The 21,656-nt window shown below is 51.6% G+C and carries 13 protein-coding genes; 6 read left to right on the plus strand and 7 right to left on the minus strand.

Annotation, left to right across the window (positions count from 1 at the left end):
- The 5 genes from ACO6UX_RS22580 to ACO6UX_RS22600 all read right to left on the minus strand — a co-directional run.
- Positions 1–7,811: VCBS domain-containing protein (locus tag ACO6UX_RS22580; protein ID WP_422450573.1), on the minus strand; the 7,811-nt coding region annotated here is incomplete at its 3' end.
- 151 nt (positions 7,812–7,962) lie between these two features.
- Positions 7,963–10,791, minus strand: coding sequence for a response regulator (locus tag ACO6UX_RS22585; protein ID WP_422450574.1), 2,829 nt, complete (start codon positions 10,789–10,791; stop codon positions 7,963–7,965).
- A 5-nt stretch (positions 10,792–10,796) separates the two neighbouring features.
- Complete coding sequence (locus tag ACO6UX_RS22590; RefSeq protein ID WP_422450575.1) at positions 10,797–11,330, minus strand: YfiR family protein; 534 nt, start codon at positions 11,328–11,330, stop codon at positions 10,797–10,799.
- Between the two features lie 21 nt (positions 11,331–11,351).
- The gene (locus ACO6UX_RS22595) at positions 11,352–13,472 is read right to left on the minus strand and encodes a TonB-dependent receptor plug domain-containing protein (protein WP_422450576.1); all 2,121 of its coding nucleotides are present in this window, start codon (positions 13,470–13,472) and stop codon (positions 11,352–11,354) included.
- Positions 13,473–13,642: 170 nt separating this feature from the next.
- Positions 13,643–15,037 carry a S8 family peptidase gene (locus ACO6UX_RS22600; RefSeq protein WP_422450577.1) on the minus strand — a complete coding sequence of 465 codons (1,395 nt, stop codon included), beginning with the start codon at positions 15,035–15,037 and terminating at the stop codon, positions 13,643–13,645.
- 400 nt (positions 15,038–15,437) lie between these two features.
- Here ACO6UX_RS22600 and ACO6UX_RS22605 point away from each other — a divergent pair, with 400 nt between their 5' ends.
- The gene (locus tag ACO6UX_RS22605) at positions 15,438–15,605 is read left to right on the plus strand and encodes a hypothetical protein (RefSeq protein WP_422450578.1); all 168 of its coding nucleotides are present in this window, start codon (positions 15,438–15,440) and stop codon (positions 15,603–15,605) included.
- 39 nt (positions 15,606–15,644) lie between these two features.
- On the opposite strand, the gene ACO6UX_RS22610 is transcribed toward ACO6UX_RS22605, so the two are convergent.
- Positions 15,645–16,178, minus strand: a complete 534-nt coding sequence (locus ACO6UX_RS22610; RefSeq protein WP_422450579.1) for a hypothetical protein — start codon at positions 16,176–16,178, stop codon at positions 15,645–15,647.
- 336 nt (positions 16,179–16,514) lie between these two features.
- Between ACO6UX_RS22610 and gcvH the strand changes: the two genes are divergently transcribed.
- Positions 16,515–16,907 (plus strand): glycine cleavage system protein GcvH, encoded by a 393-nt coding sequence (gene gcvH / locus ACO6UX_RS22615; protein WP_101748033.1) that lies wholly within the window; start codon positions 16,515–16,517, stop codon positions 16,905–16,907.
- Positions 16,908–17,095: 188 nt separating this feature from the next.
- Positions 17,096–17,842 carry a HesA/MoeB/ThiF family protein gene (locus tag ACO6UX_RS22620; protein WP_422450580.1) on the plus strand — a complete coding sequence of 249 codons (747 nt, stop codon included), beginning with the start codon at positions 17,096–17,098 and terminating at the stop codon, positions 17,840–17,842.
- Between the two features lie 28 nt (positions 17,843–17,870).
- Here ACO6UX_RS22620 and ACO6UX_RS22625 read toward each other — a convergent pair whose 3' ends face one another.
- Entirely contained in the window at positions 17,871–18,137 is a 267-nt protein-coding gene (locus ACO6UX_RS22625) for a TfoX/Sxy family protein (protein ID WP_066014644.1), read from the minus strand.
- Positions 18,138–18,590: 453 nt separating this feature from the next.
- On the opposite strand from ACO6UX_RS22625, the gene mrcB reads away from it, so the two are divergent.
- Genes mrcB through ACO6UX_RS22640 form a run of 3 tightly spaced genes read left to right on the plus strand, consistent with a single transcriptional unit; the run spans position 18,591 to position 21,656 of the window.
- Entirely contained in the window at positions 18,591–20,924 is a 2,334-nt protein-coding gene (gene mrcB, locus ACO6UX_RS22630) for a penicillin-binding protein 1B (protein ID WP_422450581.1), read from the plus strand.
- Positions 20,921–21,343: a tetratricopeptide repeat protein gene (locus tag ACO6UX_RS22635; protein ID WP_422450582.1), complete on the plus strand. Its 423-nt coding sequence runs from the start codon at positions 20,921–20,923 to the stop codon at positions 21,341–21,343. The genes mrcB and ACO6UX_RS22635 overlap by 4 nt, the downstream gene beginning before the upstream one ends.
- A 1-nt stretch (position 21,344) precedes the next feature.
- On the plus strand, positions 21,345–21,656 hold the full coding sequence (locus ACO6UX_RS22640) for a YqcC family protein (protein ID WP_422450583.1): 312 nt from the start codon (positions 21,345–21,347) through the stop codon (positions 21,654–21,656).

The following is a 21,656-nucleotide window of genomic DNA, read 5'->3' on the forward strand; positions in this document are numbered from 1 at the left end:
TTGTCGTCGCCGGCAATCACGGCCGGGGCATCACCGGTGATATCCAGGGTAAAGTTATCCGAGGTGCTGGCCACGCCATCGCTGGCGGTGACCCTCACCAACAGCGAGCCTACATCGCCACTGCCGGGTGTGCCGGAGAAGGTGGTGCTTGCGGCATCGAAGCTGAGCCAGGCGGGCAGGGCACTGCCATCGGCGAGGGTGGCGCTGTAGCTCAGGGCATCACCTTCGAGATCGCTGAAGCTGTTGGCTGGCAGCTGGTAGCTGAAGGGGTTGTCCTGATCGGCGTATTGATCTGCCAGGGCAACATCCAGCACGGGTCCGTCGTTGCTGCCGTTAAGAGTGATGGTCAGCGTGTGGGTGGTGCTATCCGCTGACATCACGGTCAGCGTCTCGGTGAGGGTTTCGCCATCCCCAAGCTGCTGAATGACCGACTGGCTGTTATCGGCGCTGTAGGTCCACTGGCCACTGGCATCAATGGTCAGGTCACCATAGCTGCCGGTGATGGTGGTGGCGATAAACTGGGCTTCACCGGCATCGCTGTCACTGATGGTCAGGGTACCGCTGGCACTCAGTACGTCGCTGTTGTCTTCGGTCACCGTGGCGCTGTCGTCGCCTGCAATCACGGCCGGGGCATTGCCGGTGATGTCCAGGGTAAAGTTATCCGAGGTGCTGGCCACACCATCGCTGGCGGTGACCCTCACCAACAGCGAGCCTACATCGCCACTGCCGGGTGTGCCGGAGAAGGTGCTGCTGGCGGCATCGAAGCTGAGCCAGGCGGGCAGGGCACTGCCATCGGCCAGGGTGGCGCTGTAGCTCAGGGCATCACCTTCCAGGTCGCTGAAGCTGTTTGCTGGGAGCTGGTAGCTGAAGGGGTTGTCCTGATCGGCGCTCTGATCGGCCAGGGCTACATCCAGTACCGGCCCGTCGTTGCTGCCGTTGAGGGTGATGGTCAGGGTGTGGGTGGTGCCATCCGCTGACGTGACGGTCAGCGTCTCGGTGAGGGTTTCACCCTCCCCGAGCTGCTGAATGGCCGACTGGCTGTTATCGGCGCTGTAGTTCCACTGACCATTGGCGTTAAGGGTCAGGTCACCGTAGCTGCCGGTGATGGTGGTGGCGATAAACTGGGCTTCTCCAGCATCGCTGTCACTGATGGTCAGGGTGCCGCTGGCGCTCAGGACGTCGCTGCTGTCTTCGGTCACCGTGGCGTTGTCGTCGCCGGCAATCACGGCCGGGGCATCACCGGTGATATCCAGGGTAAAGTTATCCGAGGTGCTGGCCACGCCATCGCTGGCGGTGACCCTCACCAACAGCGAGCCTACATCGCCACTGCCGGGTGTGCCGGAGAAGGTGGTGCTTGCGGCATCGAAGCTGAGCCAGGCGGGCAGGGCACTGCCATCGGCGAGGGTGGCGCTGTAGCTCAGGGCATCACCTTCGAGGTCGCTGAAGCTGTTGGCTGGCAGCTGGTAGCTGAAGGGGTTGTCCTGATCGGCGTATTGATCTGCCAGGGCAACATCCAGCACGGGTCCGTCGTTGCTGCCGTTAAGAGTGATGGTCAGCGTGTGGGTGGTGCTATCCGCTGACATCACGGTCAGCGTCTCGGTGAGGGTTTCGCCATCCCCAAGCTGCTGAATGACCGACTGGCTGTTATCGGCGCTGTAGGTCCACTGGCCACTGGCATCAATGGTCAGGTCACCATAGCTGCCGGTGATGGTGGTGGCGATAAACTGGGTTTCACCGGCATCGCTGTCACTGATGGTCAGGGTACCGCTGGCACTCAGTACGTCGCTGTTGTCTTCGGTCACCGTGGCGCTGTCGTCGCCTGCAATCACGGCCGGGGCATTGCCGGTGATGTCCAGGGTAAAGTTATCCGAGGTGCTGGCCACACCATCGCTGGCGGTGACCCTCACCAACAGCGAGCCTACATCGCCAATGCCGGGCGTGCCCGAGAAGGTGCTGCTGGCGGCATCGAAGCTCAGCCAGGCGGGCAGGGCACTGCCATCGGCCAGAGTGGCGCTGTAGCTCAAGGCGTCACCCTCCAGGTCGCTGAAGCTGTTTGCTGGCAGCTGGTAGCTGAAGGGGTTGTCCTGATCGGCGCTCTGGTCGGCCAGGGCAACATCCAGTACTGGTCCGTCGTTGCTGCCGTTGAGGGTGATGGTCAGGGTGTGGGTGGTGCCATCCGCTGACGTGACGGTCAGGGTTTCGGTGAGGGTTTCACCCTCCCTGAGTTGCTGAATAGCCGACTGGCTGTTATCAGCGCTGTAGTTCCACTGACCATTGGCGTTAAGGGTCAGGTCACCGTAGCTGCCGGTGATGGTGGTGGCGATAAACTGGGCTTCCCCAGCATCGCTGTCACTGATGGTCAGGGTGCCGCTGGTACTCAGAACATCGCTACTGTCTTCGGTCACCGTGGCGCTGTCATCGCCGGCAATCACGGCCGGGGCATCGCCGGTGATATCCAGGGTAAAGTTATCCGAGGTGCTGGCCACGCCATCGCTGGCGGTGACCGTTACCGACAATGAGCCCACATCGCGACTGGCAGGCGTGCCGGAGAAGGTGGTGCTGGCGGCATCAAAGCTGAGCCAGGCGGGCAGGGCACTGCCATCGGCCAGGGTGGCGCTGTAGCTCAGGGTGTCACCATCCAGGTCAGTGAAGCTGTCTGCTGGCAGCTGGTAGCTGAAGGCGTCGTCCTGATCGGCACTCTGGTCTGCCAGCGCTGCGTTCAGCACTGGTCCGTCGTTGTTGCCGGTGACAGTGATGGTCAGGGTGCTGCTATCCGTCAGTGGCGTGCCATCATCATCTGAAACGGTGTAGTTCACCACGACGGTGGCGGTTTCACCGGTGGCCAGATAATCAAAGTCTGTACCGGGATTGAAGGTGATGTCATTGCCACTGAAGCTGACGCTGGCGGTGCCAGGCACAATAGCCTGGCTGTCACTGTCGTTGGTCATGGCAGCAATGCTGGCAGCGCTCACACTGAGCACATCACTGCTATCGGTATCACTGTCGTTGGCAAGGACATCGACGGTAACACTGTTGTCTTCCTGAGTGGTGCCGGTATCAACGACGGCCACGGGTGCATCGTTGGTGCCAGTGATCGTGACGGTCACCTGCTGATCCACGGTGCCACCCCGGCCATCGTCCACGGTGACGGTGTAAGACTGGGTCAGCACCTGGCCTGCTGCCAGGTAATCAATATCCGCATCGGGCACGCTGAAGGTCCAGTCCACCTGGCCGGTGCCATCGCCGGTAGTGTTATTGCTGACCGTGGGGGTAAAGGATCCGAGATATCCGGTGGTGTCCGAAGTGACGCTGACGGTCTGAACATCGGTCAGATCCGCATCAGCAATGGTGAAGCTGCCGTTGTCAGACAGTGTATTGATGCTCTCACCATTGGCACCATCGGCAATTTCGGTGATGGCTCCGGTGACATCTGTGGCAGCCGTAACGGTGGGAAGCTTGTTGTCTGTGCCGGTGACGGTGATGGTCAGTGTGCTGTTATCAGTCAGTGGCGTACCATCATCATCGGTGATTGTGTAGTTGAGCACCACCGTAGCCGTTTCGTCCTTGTTCAGATAGTCGAAATCGGTACCGGGATTGAAGGTAACATCGTTGCCGTTGAAGCTGACACTGGCCGTGTTGAGAGTGACGGGCTGTTGATCACCATCATTGGTCATGGTGGCAATGCTGGCGGCACTGACACTGAGCGTATTGCTGGTGTCCGGGTCACTATCATTGGCGATTACATCGACGGTGACGTCGCTGTTTTCCCAGGTGTTATCGGTATCTGCGGTGGCCACCGGTGCATCGTTGGTGCCGGTAACGGTGATGGTCAGGGTGCTGCTATCAGTCTGTGGTGTGCCGTTATCATCGGTAACGGTGTAGTTCACCAGAACGGTAGCGGTTTCGCCGGTGGCCAGATAATCAAAGTCAGTACCGGGATTGAAGGTGATGTTATTGCCACTGACGCTGAGACTGGCGGTGCTCATTGGAATAGCCTGACTGTCACTGTTGTTGGTCATGGTGGCAATGCTGGCTGTGCTGAGACTGAGCCCGTTGCTGGCATCCGGGTCAGAGTCATTGGCAATAACATCCACGCTGATACTGTTGTTTTCCTGAGTCGCGTCAGTATCGGCGGTGGCTACCGGGGCATCATTAGTGCCGGTTACCGTGATGGTCAGGATGCTGTTATCCGTCAGTGGTGTTCCATCATCATCGGTGATGGTGTAGTTCACCTTCACCGTGGCGGTTTCGCCACTGGCCAGGTAATCAAAGTCGGTACCGGGATTGAAGATAACATTATTGCCGCTGAAGCTGACACTGGCGGTATTGTGGAGAATGGTCTGGCTGTCGCCATCATTGGTCATGCTGGCAATACCGACGGCATTGACACTGAGCCCATTGCTGGTGTCCAGGTCACTGTCATTGGCGATCACATCCACAGTAACGCTGCTGTTTTCTGCGGTATCACTGGTATCTGCGGTGGCTACCGGTGCATCGTTGGTGCCGGTGACAGTGATGGTGAGGGTGCTGCTATCCGTCAGTGGCGTGCCATCATCATCGGTAACGGTGTAGTTCACTACGACGGTGGCGGTTTCACCGGTGGCCAGATAATCAAAGTCGTTGCCAGGGGAAAAGATTACGTTGTTGCCACTGAAGCTGACACTGGCGGTGCCAGGCACAATCGCCTGGCTGTCACTGTTGTTGGTCATGGTGGCAATGCTGGCAGCGCTCACACTGAGCACATCACTGCTATCGGTATTACTGTCGTTGGCAAGGACATCGACGGTAACACTGTTGTCTTCCTGAGTGGTGCCGGTATCAACGACGGCCACGGGTGCATCGTTGGTGCCGGTGATCGTGATGGTCACCTGCTGATCCACGGTGCCACCCCGGCCATCGTCCACGGTGACGGTGTAAGACTGGGTCAGCACCTGGCCTGCTGCCAGGTAATCAATATCCGCATCGGGCACGCTGAAGGTCCAGTCTACCTGGCCGGTGCCATCGCCGGTGGTGTTATTGCTGACCGTGGGGGTGAAAGATCCGAGATATCCGGTGGTGTCTGAAGTGACGCTGACGGTTTGGACATCAGTCAGATCCACATCAGCAATGGTGAAGCTGCCGTTGTCAGACAGTGTATTGATGTTCTCACCATTGGCATCATCGGCAATTTCGGTTATGGCTCCGGTCACATCTGTCACCGCCGTGATGGTGGGAGCAATGCTGCTGGTGCCGGTGACGGTGATGGTCAGGGTGCTGCTATCAGTCAGTGGCGTGCCATCATCATCGGTGACTGTGTAGTTGAGTATTACCGTGGCCGTTTCGCCATTGGCCAGATATTCGAAATCGGTACCGGGATCGAAGATAACATTGTTACCGCTGAAACTGACACTGGCCGTGCTGAGAGTGACGGGCTGTTGATCACCATCATTGGTCATGGTGGCAATGCTGGCGGCACTGACACTGAGCGTATTGCTGGTGTCCGGGTCACTATCATTGGCGATTACATCGACGGTGATGGCGTTTTTTTCCCAGGTGTTATCGGTATCTGCGGTGGCCACCGGTGCATCGTTGGTGCCGGTAACGGTGATGGTCAGGGTGCTGCTATCAGTCAGTGGTGTGCCGTTATCATCGGTAACGGTGTAGTTCACCAGAACGGTAGCGGTTTCGCCGGTGGCCAGATAATCAAAGTCACTGCCGGGATTGAAGGTGATGTTATTGCCACTGACGCTGAGACTGGCGGTGCTCAGCGCAATAGCCTGACTGTCGCTGTTGTTGGTTACGGTGGCAATGCTGGCTCCGCTGAGACTTAGCCCGTTGTTGGCATCCGGGTCAGAGTCATTGGCAATTACATCCACGCTGATACTGTCGTTTTCCTGAGTTGCGTCAGTATCGGCGGTGGCTACCGGGGCATCATTAGTGCCGGTTACCGTGATGGTCAGGGTGCTGTTATCCGTCAGTGGTTTTCCATCATCATCGGTGACGGTGTAGTTCACCTTCACTGTGGCCGTTTCGCCACTGGCCAGGTAATCAAAGTCGGTACCGGGATTGAAGGTAACATTATTGCCACTGAAGCTGACACTGGCGGTATTGTGGAGAATGGTCTGGCTGTCGCCATCATTGGTCATGCTGGCAATACCGACGGCATTAACACTGAGCCCATTGCTGGTGTCCAGGTCACTGTCATTGGCGATCACATCCACAGTAACGCTGCTGTTTTCCCCGGTATTACCGATATCTGCGGTGGCCACCGGTGCATCGTTAGTGCCGGTGACAGTGATGGTGAGGGTGCTGCTATCCGTCAGTGGCGTGCCATCATCATCGGTAACGGTGTAGTTCACCACGACGGTAGCGGTTTCACCGGTGGCCAGATAATCAAAGTCGTTGCCAGGGGAAAAGATTACGTTGTTGCCACTGAAGCTGACATTGGCGGTGCCGGGCACAATGGCCTGGCTGTTGCTGTTGTTGGTCATGGTGGCAATGCTGGCAGCACTGACACTGAGCATATTGTTGCCATCCAGGTCACTGTCGTTGGCAATGACATCGACGAAAACGCTGTTGTTTTCCCCGGTTGTGTCAATATCGGCGGTGGCTACTGGCCCGTCGTTGGCTCCGGTGACGGTAATGGTGGTGATGGCATTTGAGGTCATACCACCATCGTCACTCATAATGTAGTGAATGGTGATGACAGCTGACTCACCGGTTGCCAGATAATCAAAATCTGCCCCGGGGGTAAACTGCAGCCGGTTATCGACAATGCTGACAGAGCCCTGACCAGCCATGACATTGCCCAGATTATCGACAATCTCAGCGCTGTGGAGGTTGAAGTTGTCGGGGCTATCAGCAAGATCCTCATCAACATCATTTGCCAGTACATCGATGATCAGTACATGATTTTCATGGCTGTCATCAACATCGTCATAAGCTTCAGGCGCTTCATTGAGATCATTAATTGAAACACTGATGGAGGCATTTCTGCTGATACCATTCTGGCTAGTTACTTCGACGGTTAAGGTGTAGCTATCTCTTATTTCATGATTCAGGGGGCCGGTAACGAGCAGTTCACCGGTTGTGGGCCTGATGGCAAAGGCGTTGTCTTCATTACCTCCGATAATGGCAAACGTCAGATTGTCAGATTGGCTGGCAATAACTTGACCTACGACCGCAGAGCCGTCTTCAGGGACGTTTTCATTAACGTTAAAGTTTTGACTTTCGATGACTGGAGCAATGCTTTCAGGGGCAGAAGGTTGATTGTCAATCAGCTGACTAATTGAGTTGAACTCCAGTTGACTGAGTTCGTTACCTTTTGATTGCTCTTCCGTTGATTGGCGGTCTGTATTTTGACTGTTTTCCTGCTCAATGACGACCGTAGTAGGTAACCGTGATTGGGTAATGCCTGTATCTGATTGATCTGAAGAGCTTTGTGTTGAATCTGAATTATCTGATTGCTCTGTTGGTGACTCATTAACTTGTTCGCTTTCTTTAACTTGATCACTTTCATCAGCTTCATCGCTTTGATCACTTTCTTCGCTTTCTTTATCTTGATCACCTTCTTCGCCGGCAGCCGTTGGATCAAGACTATTAACGATCTCTGCCCCCATCACTACTTGTTGCGCCACCGGAACCGTTAGAGATTGACCATTTAATAATTTGACGACAACTTCTGAACCGGACTCATTATTAATGACTTCATCAAGAAAAATGGGGTCACCAACCTTTTTGGTGACAACGTTTCCATTTGAATCAGTGACTTCAATGGCCGAAGTGGCATCGGTTACATATCCTATGACGGGGATATTGTTGTCAGAATTCATTAGTTTACCTCTTCCGCTAAGGTGTTGTCCGGCTTACATGCGGTTCATGAACTTATTCAGTAATTGTAGTTGTTTGATGTGGGGTATAATCAGTCAACATATTTAAAAAGACAGATTCGTATTCAGATGAATCATCGGTCATTTTGATCAGTCAATTTTTTGATTGTTTTGTTTTTATTATTAGAGATTGAAGGGTTTCATCAAGCGTTGATTCCAGTGAAGCGATTAACGCTGATGCCTCTGCCAGCTGGCTGGCTTTCCCTTCCTTCTCGATGTCGGCGGCAATCATTGCCAGCTGTGTGGCACCAAGATTGCTACTGCTTGATTTCAGGGTATGGGCTGCTCTTACCAGCACCTCCCGGTCTGCATCTTTGGAAGAGAATTTGATATCGGCCATTAATTTAGGGGCGTCTTCCAGATAGCTGTTAATCAGTACCGGGAACTCTTCTTCCATCAACTCCTGAAGTGCATTGAAGACGGACTGATCAATCAATGGATGCTGTTTTGATAGATCCGGTTTGCTGGCAATCGTCCGGTTTTTTTCTGCAGCTTTCGGTGTTCCTGTTTGTGGCGGTGTGTCGTGAATCAGCCAGTGCGCCAGCCTCTCCCTGAGGTGGTCAATTTTGACCGGTTTGCTCAGATAGTCATCCATGCCGGCAGCCAGGCACTTTTCCCGGTCTTCAGCCATTGCATTGGCGGTCATCGCGATGATCGGTATTCTGGGTAACTGTTGCTCACGCTCTCTCTGTCTGATCAGACCTGTGGCTTCATATCCGCTCATCTCCGGCATTTGGCAGTCCATCAGCACCAGGTCGTAGGTTTGGTGTCGGCTCATGTTGACCGCTTCACGACCATCTTCTGCTATATGAATATGACTCAAGCCAATTTTTTTCAGCATGCTGGTAGCGACTTTCTGGTTGACCATATTGTCTTCTACCAGAAGGATCTGGATGCTCTCGGAGAATACTGCTGTTTCTGGTTCATGTTGGTCTGTCAGGCCATCCGGTTGTTGGCTGGCGTGATGGTAATGCATCACCTGCATGGTGGTATCCAGTAATCTGGACTGCCGGAATGGTTTGCTCAGGCAAGCGGACAGCCCGGCCGCTTGCTGTTGTTCCTGAGGGATAAAACCGGTAGAGCTGAGCATGATTCTGCGAATGGACTGTAAGTCGGGATCGTCTTCGATCACTTTAGACAATTCCAGCCCATCCATGTCGGGCATATTCATATCCAGAAAGACAAGCTCATAGGGCTGGTTATTGTTATGAGCTTTTCTCAATAGCTGCAGAGCGTCTTTTGCGGTTGATGCCTCGTTGTGATCCAGGCCCCAGGCTGTTAGGTAGTGGCGCAGTATCTCCCGGTTGGTGTGGTTATCATCAACGACCAGGGCTTTTATACCGTCCAGTGCATGAAGGGTCTGAGACTTTTGCCTGCATTGGTTTTGGGATATCGCCATCTCCAGGGTGAAGGTGAATGTGGAGCCGAGACCTTCAGCACTGATAACACGGATGTTGCCTCCCATTAACTCAACCAACTGTCGGGAGATCGTCAAACCCAGACCGGTGCCCCCAAACTTCCGGGTAGTACTGCCATCAGCCTGGGTAAACTCATTGAACAGGGTTGGCAGGATATGTTCAGCAATACCGATGCCGGTATCCTCCACAGAAAATTCAATTTGTGCCGACGTCTGTGACCGTTTGATCAGGTTTACTTTAACGCTGACCTCTCCTTTGATGGTGAACTTTATGGCATTGCCAATCAGGTTGGTTAGCACCTGCCTCAGTCTTACCGAGTCTCCTTTCAGTGTGGCTGGCAGGTCAACATCGGTATAGCAGCTAAGCTCCAGGCCCTTCTCTCGGGCGGTGCCTGCCAGTAATGTGCAGACATCTTCAACAACATCCCGGACTGAAATATCCACTGCCTCAATGGTCATTTTGCCCGCTTCAATTTTTGAAAAGTCGAGAATGTCGTTAATGATGGAAAGTAGCGAATCAGCAGAGGAATAAGCGGTATTCAAAAAATCATTTTGTGTTTTTGTGAGCGGGGTGTCTTTCATCAGGTCCAGCATGCCAAGAACACCATTCATCGGCGTACGGATTTCATGGCTCATATTGGCCAGGAAAGAACTTTTGGCTTTGACTGCATCCAATGCGGCTTCTTTGGCTTCATTAAGCTCCGTCAGATTTTCTTTCAGCCCCCGATTGGCCATTTTCAGTTCATTGGTTCTACTGGTAACGGTGGCTTCCAGGTTTTCACGATGTTGTTGCAGTCGGTCATCTCGCTCTTTGATCTGCATGAGCATGTTATTGAAGCAGTCATACAGTTGCCCAATCTCATCGTTGTCGTATTTTTGCACCTGGCGATCATACTGCTGGTATTTGGTGATTTCGCTGATGGTATCAGCCAGTTCTGTAATGGGACGTGCCAGCAGTTTTTGCAGCCTGGCACTCAGCATTGCCGCCAGTACGATAGAAATTAATGCCGCAATCATGACCAAAAACAAGATATGAGTGAGGTGCAGGTAGAGCTCACTCAGGTTTGACTGGATATAAATGGCACCAATAAACTGACCATCCAAATTGATAGGACGATATAAATGCAGCTTGGCTTTGCTGAATAAGGTAACGGGCTGGTTGAGTTCCTGCAGGGTAAAGGCCCAGGGTTGCTTCTTTTCCCGATGATAGTCGGCAACGCGCTCACCGGCCGGATTTAATAAGTAGGCTGCTTCTATTTCATTGGTGCTGGAGAAACCGTTCAATAGTTGTTCAGCCGCTACCGTATCCTCAAACATCAAAGCTGCCTGGGCATTGGCACCAATCACTTCAACCAGGGTTTCCAGTTTACTGACCAGCAAAGACCGTGAGTGCATATATTCACTGACGGTTTGCACACTCAGGGTTACCAGCAGAACGGAATACGCCGTTATCAGCATGGCGTATCGTAACTTCTTTTTAATGGGCAGGTTCTTAAATGTGATCATAATGACTATTTAACAACCTTGGCTAACCTCATTAATTGGGCGTTAATTGACAGGCTCGCATTTCTGGTCGCACTTTGACTGATGGCAAACTGGATCCGGCTACCGGTACGGATCAGTCCTATCACACCACCTTGATAAGCGAAGTTCTCGCTATCACTGATGGTCAGTACTGATTCATTTTTTAATTTCTGTAAGATTCCGGATACGACATGTGGCGTTGAGTTATGGATGTAGACAATGTCGCATAGCTTTTCCAATGGGGCGCTATGTATTTTATGAGTGACTGATATACGCCGCCCCCTGCTGAATTTATGATTGATTTTTTGCAGTTCACTGTTGATAGCTCCGCTGCCAATAATGCACAGTGCCAGGGTCTGCTTTTTTCCGGGCCAGGCAACAAACTTGGAAAGTTTATAGACAATGGCGGCCTTAACCTTGTCCGCTTTGGTAACTTCACTGGCGTTTGATTGAGTTACGTTTAAGCAGCAGAGCAGAGCTAATGCAATGATTGCGTAGGTTTTGTTGATTATGATCGGCATGAAGTGATCTCCCCCATCCGATTAATGTTGCCAGCGTAACTGCAGGTACCAGGATTCCTGTACCTCAGTTTCGCCGAGCCCGCTGAATATTTCATCGAATTCCAGCCGTTGTTGGTCGAACAGGTTCTTGCCGGTCAGGGATAGTTCAAGGTCTTTGCCGAATTTTTTGGCTACCCTGAAGTCCAGAGCCGTGTAGGCACTAACTTCTGCATCTTTAAGGTTATCCATATAGCGTACCCAGAAATCAAGATACCACTGGTGGGGTAAGTTCATGTAAGAACGGATATTGGCGGTATTGTTGGCACTGAGGGTTTCCAGTAAGTGTTCATTTCCCCTAAGGTAGCTGTTGGTTATAGCTGAACCGGAATCCTTGCTGAATGCATCAACACCCAGAAAACTGTAGTTAAATTGCAGTTTCCACCAGGGGGTTGCCTGCCAGTCTGTTGTTACCTCCAGACCATAGGTGTTAGCCGTTAACCCGTTGGCAAATGTGGTTGAATATTCTACGGCAGGTTTGCCTCCATTATTGCCATAGGAGCAAAGCATGACTGAACTGTCAAAAGTGGTTCTATCCAGGCAACCGGGTTGATCAACGTAAGCCAAAAGATCTCTGTACTGGTTGAAAAAGGCAGTGATATCAAACAGCAGTTGATTATTAAATTGCTCTCTATAGCCCACCTCTAAAGCAAATAATTTTTCCGAATCCAGTTGATCATTGCCACTGATAGCCAATAAGTCTGGAGTAGCGGTTCCCGGTACAGGAGCGTCCTCTTCTCGCAGGAATGCAATTCCACGGGAAGTTACCGATGTTTCACTGATTGATGGTGTCTTTAACGCACTGGCCGCTTTCATCCACAGGGTTTGCTGGTCCGATATCTTCCAGGTCAGACTGGCATTGGGCTGAATCTCATAACCGGTAAAGTCGTTATGCTCAAAGCGGGAGCTGAGCGTCAGAGCCCATTGCGGTGAAAGGGTAATATGATCCTGAACAAATGCGCTGTATAGCCGGTCCGTTCGCCTGGCAGGTGCCATGGTGATGTTGTTCGTGGCGCTGTTGAGGTTATATTGGGTCAGTCGATAACCCAGGCCCCAGATGATGTCATGATCGTTGCCGGGTAGTATCTGGTGCTGAAACTCAAGGTCGGCGGTATCTCGCTTTTCCGTGAACCGGTAATCATAATTTTCATAGCGGTCATAGTAGCCTTTGAGGGCAAAGTGGCTGCTGTCAGCCTGGTACTGTTTATAGCTGCCGATCAGGTGTCCACCCTTTTGATCTCTGCTTTGATTGACAATGCGGTCCGGGCTCAGTGTGGTTTCATTGAAGATTTTTAAGTCGGGGCGGGTTGTGCCGTCATAAAGTTCACTCTGAAGTGACGCTTCAGCCCCGTTTGATGTTCGCCAATTCGCTTTAAATCCTGCTCGTTTTAATGCCCAGTCATCATTGGCATCGGTACCGTCTTTGTTCGCTAATCCATCGCGGTTGAAGGTTTTGAAAAACGCCCGGTAGTAGCCATAATCCCCTAATTCCCCACCGTAGCGATAGGCCCCAAAGGCTTTCTCCTCCGAACCAAACCCGGTAGACAGCAGACCACCCTGGGTATCTGCCGCATGTTTGGTAATAATATTGATCACACCATTCACGGCATTGGCACCCCACAGCGCTGCCCCCGGGCCGCGAATCACCTCAATGCGGGCAATATCTTCCAGCATGGTGTCCTGAACATCCCAGTTAACACCGGAGAACAGAGGCGAGTAAACGGTGCGCCCATCGATCAGTACCAGCAATTTATTGGCAAAAATGTAATTAAAGCCCCGGGTACTGATGGACCAGGTATTGCTATTCAACCGGGCTACCTGCATGCCAGGGACCATTCTCAGTGCCTCTGGAATTGAAGTCACACCTGAACGCTGAATATCCTCATTGGTGATAACAAACACAGCGGCAGGAGAGTCCATCAGGCGCTGTTTTCTTTTGGAGACCGATGTGACGTCGGGGACATCCAGTGCGATCAGCTCTTCCAGGCTGAGATCCAGCAGCCCATCATCGGTTATTTCCGGATCGGAATCAGCCTGAAGACTCGTGGGAGCGATGAGAGAAGAAAAAATTCCAGCCAGCAGCAGCGCATGATTTGATGGTTTCAAGGTTCCACTCCATTGGATTTATTGAAGAGAGAAGTGCTGCTGAATCATTCTCTGTTCATCCCGGGTATGACTGCTTCATTGCTTGATCTTTGAAGCCTTGCAATACCTGTTGATCTTATTAGCTCTTATTAAAAATTTAGCCCTGATTTCAGGGCTCGTCTGACTATTTCTCACTTAGCCTTCTGGATGGCTCTCAGGAAGGCCGCTGCATCAGCAATCCCGGCACCGCACCTGAAGGTTGAGCAATCGCTATCTGAGGCAAAGGGTCTGGCTGTTTCTTTTAACAGGCGCTCGCGCTCAGAAGGTGACAGCGTTGGATTGACAGCGTAACTAAGGTCAATTAAACCTGCGATATGTGGTGCTGCCATGCTGGTGCCCTGCAGCTCAGCGTAGGAGCCGTTTGTCGGACCGTTCAGCCCGGAATTGTACAATGACAGGATGCCATTGCCCTGGAACAGGGTTTCACCACCGGGAGCCATAATATCGATATCGGGACCATAATTTGAGTACCAGCTGAGGTTTCCTGTGCGATTGATAGCGCCAACAACAATGACATTCTTGCAGTTTGCCGGCGTGCTCATCGCCACATTTTGTTGCTCATTGCCTGCTGCAACCACCACAGTGACACCCGCAGCAACCACTTCATCAATGGCGTCCTGATAGGTTTGCGGACACCAGAGCGCTTCACCACCAAGGCTTAGATTCAGTACGTTGACCGGATTGGGGTTTATCGGGAGTCCATAGACTTTCAGGCCTGCTCCCCAACGCATGGCTGATACGATATCGGAGGTATAACCACCACATCGCCCAAGTGCCCTGAGCGTTTGCACCCTGGAGAGCCAGGTAACCCCTGAAACACCGATGCTGTCATTGGTTTTCGCCGCAATCGTGCCCGTAACATGAGTACCGTGCCAGCTGCTCTTTCGGGCATTAGCCGGAACCGGGTCACCGAATGAGGAACCGCAGGCTCCTGGCTGCAGAGCGTCTCCCGGATCCCGGGGGTTACTATCCCAGCCATCACCATCATTCGCCATCCAGGGATCAGAAACAAAATCATAACCTGCTACCAGTCTGCCATTAATCTCCTGGTGGTCAGTAATCCCGGTATCAATAACACCGATCACATTGTCAGTACTGCCAATGGATATTTCCCAGGCAGCAGGGAGATTAATACCCGCTCCGGTTTCAAAGTAGTGCCATTGCTGATTATAAAGGGGATCGTTGGGGACTCTCATGGCCTGCATTACCAGGTCTGGCTCAGCAAACTTTACCTGGGGATCGTCTTCTAATCCGGCTGCCAGCGTCTTTGCATCGTCAAGATTAACGGTGGCTCCTATTGGCAGTACTTCCTGCCTTTTTCCGGCAGCAACCCCATAACCACCATGGGTTACGCCCTGTTTAATAAAAGCTAATGCTCTGGCTTCGGTAGGCTTTTCTTTAAAGTGAACAATGACTCTATCTGTGCGTTGTAATAAAAGTCGGTAATTATCTACTTCAGCCTGTGAAATGAATGTTGGTGTCAACAGTGTTGCTGCTAAAACAATCCTTGTCAGCAGTGAGTTCATTGATGCTTGCCTCAGGGGTAAATAATTAACCAAATAAAATTTTTAACTCTATTTGGTTAACTACTTGTAGGAATTTGGAATCCACCTAAGAAAAAAGTATGGTGGATGGAAATAGAAGCTTCAAAGTATTTTGGATAGTTGACGGCTGATCTGATATTGGACGTCACAAAGCACCTAATGGTATTGGCAGGTTTGATGTTACTGTCGATTTGTCTTCTGGAAAACGCTGCCATTATTTCGGCAGCACTGGTCAGTATTGATGGTTTTATCCCATCTTAGCTGGCTTTTCTGGCACTTTTTTTGGGTCATTTACTGTAGAATTTATTAAGGCATGGAAATAGTGGAAACCTGGTCAGCCCCTGAACAAAATAAAATCAACAACTGAAGAGGATGATGCTTCATGAATACATTATTAAGGATAGCTACGGTCCTGCTGATGGCATTGAGCCTCAACGCCTTTGCTGACAAACTGTATTTGAATTACGACAACAGTGTGCAGGAAAAATGGCTGGTGGATATTCTTGGCTTTATTACAGCTGCGGATAAGAATTGGCCAGAAATGAACTGAGTGTTGGCGCGATTGTGTGAAGTATAGTAGAACGATAGTTTAGTTTTTAGAGGATGTTTCCTGCTGTTTTTGATAAATCAGTGTTGAGGTGGCAACGCCGAAATTTTTTTGGGGGGGGTGGCCTGACAGTTGCAGCAGCAAGTTGATGATGGCCAAATGGTGCGTGGTGTGACATTGCAAAAATAACAGCTCACGAATGACCGATGTTTCCGTCTTAACGACAGTTCCATTGGTATCAATGCAGGCATTGAGTGTGAGATGGATCTCACCCGATGCATTCTTTGTCAACTTCACCAGCCGCTTCTTGATACTCAGCAAAGCGCCTACTGCAGAAGCGACATTCCTCTCACATTCCGGGTCTCTGTCCCTGTTGTCGTAGTTAATGTATCTACTATCCAGACCGGATAAAAAACACTGATAAAACTCAATGATATGACGTACATGAGCGCCTATGGTTTGAGCACTGTCAGGAGCGACAGCTTTCTGACAAGTATTTGCAGGAAGTCTTTCAATAACCTGAATCAAATCAGACAGCAACTGTTCATTACATCGGCAGGCATTGGATAGTGACATTGGACTCTGAACCTTATCACTTGATTTACTATTAATCCGTGCCATGTTGGCGCAACATCAGGCCCACGGCACACTTCGGGCTTCTTAGCCATGTCTTATAACTTTTCAGTGTTGCACAGGCTGTTGAGTTTTGTATACAGGGTAGTCAGCTCAAAAAATTCAGAGGTATGTTCTATTCAGGTCGTTAACCGGGATGGTGCTATGTAAACTTCCCACTAAACTAGTTAGAATGCTCGTGCCAGTCAGCGATGAGCTCTTAGACAGCCCTGAGCTCTTTGACAGTCATGAGCCAATAAACAGCGTTAGCTTTACTGAGAGTCAACCGAGGAAAAATAGATGAGCAATATACCTTCTGAGTTACGGTATCTGCGTTCCCATGAATGGGTCAGGTTGGAGGAAGATGGTACCGTCACTATTGGTATTACAGATCATGCCCAGGAAGCCCTGGGGGACGTGGTTTTTGTTGAACTGCCTGAGCAGGGTGCTTTGCTCGCTGCAGGTGATGAGGCCGGCGCTGTAGAGTCTGTAAAAGCTGCCTCAGAGATCTATGTGCCATTGACGGGTGAAGTGATTGACGTTAATGGCATTCTTGAAGACGCTCCGGAAACTGTCAACAGTGATCCTTATAATGATGGCTGGTTCTTCAAGATGAAACTTGATGATGATGGTGAACTCGGTGATCTGATGGATGCAGAAGCCTATGGTGAGTTTATTGAGTCAGAGTCCTGATTGCTTCCGGGCAAGCTGATCCCCGCATCTGAAGTCATTACCTGTTACCAACCACCTGCTGCCAAGAGACAGCAGTGGGTGTGTTATCGGATTGATGCTCTCCTTATACTTCACTTAAGTGCCGGATTTCCTGATGGTTACAGGCAGCCTATCTTTCAAGCTATTTTTTATAAGGACAGCAACCACCCATGAATGATGAGCAGTTACTCCGCTATAGCCGACAAATTATGCTTCCCCAGGTTGATATCGAAGGGCAGGAACGGTTGCTGTCATCAAGCGTTTTAATTCTTGGCCTGGGTGGGCTGGGCTGTCCGGCAGCTCAGTATCTGGCCGCAGCAGGCGTGGGACACATGATGCTGGTTGACCCGGATACGGTGGATACCAGCAACCTTCAGCGGCAGTCCCTTTATTGTGCCGATGATCTGGGGGCTGCAAAAGTCTCCGCTGCACAGGCCCGGCTGTTGGCAGTCAATGACAGTATTCAGATTGAGACCATCCATGGATGTCTGGCAGGTGAAGGCCTGTCAGAGCAGGTGAGAAAAGCGACTGTGGTTCTGGATTGTACCGATAACTTTACCAGTCGGTTTGCCATCAATGCTGCCTGTGTCAGGGCCTCTGTTCCCCTGGTCAGTGGTGCCGCCATCAGGCTTAACGGCCAGCTGACAGTTTATGATCGTCGTCAGCCAGGTGCACCCTGTTACCGGTGTCTATACGATGAGCAGAGCAATGAAAATCTCAGCTGTTCTGAATCGGGAATTCTTGGGCCAGTGGTCGGAATGATAGGCACAATGCAGGCATTGGAAGCCATCAAACTGATTGCCGGATTTGGCAAAACATTGAACGGTCGTTTGATGATTTTTGACGCGATGACCATGGAATGGCAGACCGTGGGGCTGCAGGCAGATCCGGAGTGTCCTGTCTGCAGCCGGGTGTGAATAGCGTCAAACTTTTGCGAGGGAGGTGTCAGGGTGGTGGAGGACTGTCTTCTACTGCCTCTAACAGACGGGCCTTGTAATCCGGGTCCAGGTCATTCCAGTGCGCACCAATAAGGGCTCCTTCAAGTGCGTAAAGCAATACCTTGGAAACTTTAAAGCCACGGTCACGAACCTTGCAGTAGGCTGCAACAGAGCCTACGTCATGGAGTTGTTCGAGCGTTCTGATGCCTACAGCGTTTAACCATTGTACGGATGTTTTGCCAAGGTTTTTTAATTCGATCAGATCAGTTGCCATGTACTGGATCCCTAACTCAACTCTAGCGTCCGTACCAGAGACAGCATGATTATTAAAAACTCAGAAGTCATTTTCCCTTAAGAATAGACCAGACTTTTGAAGTCCTCCCATAGAGTTATCAGTTATTACTGACGCAATGGTGTTTTGACGCCTTGTTGGGACTTTCCAGTGCATCATTTCGATGAGTGTGATGTGTACAATCTCCGCTCAGGACGAACGGAGCTTGGGAGTCATTGGAAGAAGGAACCCATCAAATTGAAACCATGTACTGGCAACCAGATGGCTGATAAAGCAACTTTTTATTCACGGTAAGCGACGTGGGTTCCGCCTTTGCTAATCAATCGTCATTTTCGATACCAAAATACCTCCTGAAGGGAAACAATATAGACATTTCCCGATCACTTTCGTTTTCCGAACAAGATCAACAACAGGCTCCAGCGTATAATCGCCATCATGGTAAAAAAATCGACGACTAAAAAAGGCAGGCCCGCCAAAAAGACCCGGTCATCCACTAAGCAAAGGCAGGGCAATCCGGTACCGTGGAAATCTATCCTGCTCAAGCTGGGCTTGACGCTGGTGGTTCTGGTTTGTGCTTACGCTGTCTATCTGGATGCCGTAGTCACTAAACAGTTTGAAGGGAAAAAGTGGGCGATACCAGCCAAGGTATTTGCCCGTCCTGTTGAATTGTATAAAGGCAAGCTGATAACCCCCGGTGATCTCCAGTCCCAGCTCAGGCGTCAGGGCTATCAGGCGGTGCGTGATGTGGCACGACCAGGTACGTTTGCCCGCAATGGCAGTCAGTTCGTTATTTATAGCCGGGGGTTTCACTTTCCCGATGGTGCTGAACCACCGCGCTATGTGCAGGTTGACTTTCAAGGTAATGAGGTGATTCGCCTCGCGGACCGGGATGGTCAAAACCTGCCACTGTTAAGGCTTGATCCACAGCCCATTGGTGGTATTTATCCGGCCAGTTATGAAGACCGCCTGCTGATTCGGACCGCCCAGACTCCCCGGTATCTGATTCCTGCCCTGCTGGCCATTGAAGACCGGGACTATTACGACCATGTCGGGATCTCACCCACCTCCATTGCCCGGGCCATGGTGGCCAACCTGAAAGCCGGAGGGGTTGTTCAGGGGGGGAGTACCATTACCCAGCAGTTGGTGAAAAACTTCTTTCTGACCAATGAGCGCACTCTGGTTCGTAAAGGTAAAGAAGCCATTATGGCACTGCTGCTTGAGCTGCATTACGGCAAAGAAGAGATTCTTGAAACCTATTTAAATGAGGTTTACCTGGGGCAGCACGGGCGTCGGGCCATTCATGGTTTTGGCCTGGCCAGCCAGTTTTACTTTGCCCAGCCTCTCAAGGAATTGAATCTGGCCCGCACGGCCTTGCTGGTGGCTATGGTCAAAGGGCCCTCCTGGTACGATCCAAGGCGATACCCTGAACGCGCTCTGGCGAGACGAAACCTTGTGCTGGATGTCCTGGCTGAGCGATCCATCGTGCCTGTTGCCGAAGTTGAACGCTCTAAAAAGTTGCCATTGGGCGTTGTCAGTCGGGAACTGGTCAGTACCAACGATTTTCCTGCCTATATCGATATGGTGAAAGAGCAGCTGCGCAAGGATTATGATGAGAAGGACCTGACCTCTGAGGGGCTGAGAATTTTCACCAACCTGGACCCGGTGATTCAGCGGGAGGCCCAGAACAGTGTTACCAGCACGTTAACGACTCTGGGTAAGGACAATCAGCTTCAGGGTGCCATGGTGGTTAGCTCTGCCCAGACCGGGGATCTTCTTGCCGTTGTGGGCGATCGAAACCCCGGGTATGCCGGATTTAACCGTGCCCTTGAGGCACGCAGACCGGTTGGCTCCCTGTTGAAGCCGGCAATCTATCTAACCGCGCTTGAACGGCCCGGTCAGTACACATTAACGACGCCTGTCCATGATACACCAGTGAAAATCAGTGATGGTCGTGGCGGTTACTGGGAACCTCAGAATTACAGCCGTGAATCCCATGGTCAGGTGCCACTCTATCTGGCGCTGGCGAAATCCTATAATCAGGCGGCAGCCAATACCGGGATGGCGGTTGGTTTGTCATCGGTCCTGGATACGCTTAAGAGGCTGGGTATCGGGCAGGAGTTACCACCTTATCCTTCGGTCTTGCTTGGCTCTCCATCCATGGCACCGATTGAGGTTGCCAAGATGTACCAAACCATCGCCAGTGGTGGCTTTCGTATGCCGTTGCGGGCGATCGATGCGGTGGTAGACAGCCAGGGCAAGCCACTCAGCCGGTACAGTATTTCTGTCGAGCGGGCTTTTCAGCCGGGGCCAATGGAACTGCTGCGTACCGCTTTGGGTATGGTAATGGCTGACGGTACGGGACGCGGCGTATATCAGTATGTTGAGCCGGGTATTGCCCTGGGCGGTAAAACAGGCACCACCAATGATCTCCGGGATAGCTGGTTTGCCGGTTACTCCGGTGATCTGGTGGCAGTGACCTGGATTGGCCACGACGACAACAGCCCGACAAAACTCACTGGCAGCAGTGGTGCTTTGAAAATCTGGGGTAACTTTATGTCGAATGTGCCGATGCAATCGGTAAAATCCCTGGGAGCCAGCAATGTGACCAGCGTCTGGGTAAATCCATCGGCAAATGGTCGCAGTCATCGCTATTGTCAGGGCGCTAAACCATTGCCCTATATCAAGGGTTCTGAGCCAAAGGCCTATGCCGGTTGCAAGGCTGATGTGAAGGATTCTCTGTTTGACAAAATCAAAGGGTGGTTTGAATGAAGTATGACACCATCTGTGAGTGGTGTGGCAAAGTGGTATCTTTTCCACCCTGGCTTTTCGTTGCGCTGTTGTTGGCCGCAGTTCTGACGGGTTGCTCTACGCCAGTATTGATACAGAAAGAACAGCCTGGAGTGGCATCATCACCCTATGAACAGCGTCAGGATGCACTGGGCACATTATTGCACCAGGCCTGGAATGCCCGGGAAGCTGGCAGGTTTGATGAGGCCGAGAGTGCACTTGGACGGGCGATGCGCATTGGCCCAACGGCTCCGGACGTTTATTACCAGCTGGCCCTGCTGCGTCAGGATCAGGGGCATGTTGCCCAGTCCCGGCAACTGGCTGAGAGGGCATTAAGTCTGGGACCGGGCTTTATGCTGGAACGAAAAATCACTCATTTGTTAAGTGCGTTGAATAGCTGATATGTCTGAAGAAGTTATTGTTTTGCTGGACGCTATGGAGTCAGAGCTGCGCAGGCAGGATGTCTGGCTTCCCATGCCTCCGTCGGTTGAAGCCATGAACAGCACCACACCTTTTTGCATGGATACCATGGCATTCAGCCAGTGGTTGCAGTGGATATTTGTTCCCCGCGTCAGGGCTATCATGGATGGGGGCGGCACTCTGCCAAAGGATTCAAATATCAAGTCCTATGCAGAGGAGGCGTTGCCCCTTGAACGGCTGGAAAGTGAAAAGCTGCTGCTGATTATTGAGCAGTTTGATCGATTAATGAGTTGA

Origin of the sequence: Endozoicomonas sp. ALB091, assembly GCF_049310265.1 — a bacterium.
Classification (GTDB): domain Bacteria; phylum Pseudomonadota; class Gammaproteobacteria; order Pseudomonadales; family Endozoicomonadaceae; genus Endozoicomonas.

Coding starts and splice junctions, on each gene's coding strand:
- ACO6UX_RS22585 (WP_422450574.1), bottom strand. CDS start 10,791: ATGATCACATTTAAGAACCTGCCCATTAAAAAGAAGTTACGATACGCC.
- ACO6UX_RS22590 (WP_422450575.1), bottom strand. CDS start 11,330: ATGCCGATCATAATCAACAAAACCTACGCAATCATTGCATTAGCTCTG.
- ACO6UX_RS22600 (WP_422450577.1), bottom strand. CDS start 15,037: ATGAACTCACTGCTGACAAGGATTGTTTTAGCAGCAACACTGTTGACA.
- ACO6UX_RS22605 (WP_422450578.1), top strand. CDS start 15,438: ATGAATACATTATTAAGGATAGCTACGGTCCTGCTGATGGCATTGAGC.
- ACO6UX_RS22610 (WP_422450579.1), bottom strand. CDS start 16,178: ATGTCACTATCCAATGCCTGCCGATGTAATGAACAGTTGCTGTCTGAT.
- gcvH (WP_101748033.1), top strand. CDS start 16,515: ATGAGCAATATACCTTCTGAGTTACGGTATCTGCGTTCCCATGAATGG.
- ACO6UX_RS22620 (WP_422450580.1), top strand. CDS start 17,096: ATGAATGATGAGCAGTTACTCCGCTATAGCCGACAAATTATGCTTCCC.
- ACO6UX_RS22625 (WP_066014644.1), bottom strand. CDS start 18,137: ATGGCAACTGATCTGATCGAATTAAAAAACCTTGGCAAAACATCCGTA.
- mrcB (WP_422450581.1), top strand. CDS start 18,591: ATGGTAAAAAAATCGACGACTAAAAAAGGCAGGCCCGCCAAAAAGACC.
- ACO6UX_RS22635 (WP_422450582.1), top strand. CDS start 20,921: ATGAAGTATGACACCATCTGTGAGTGGTGTGGCAAAGTGGTATCTTTT.
- ACO6UX_RS22640 (WP_422450583.1), top strand. CDS start 21,345: ATGTCTGAAGAAGTTATTGTTTTGCTGGACGCTATGGAGTCAGAGCTG.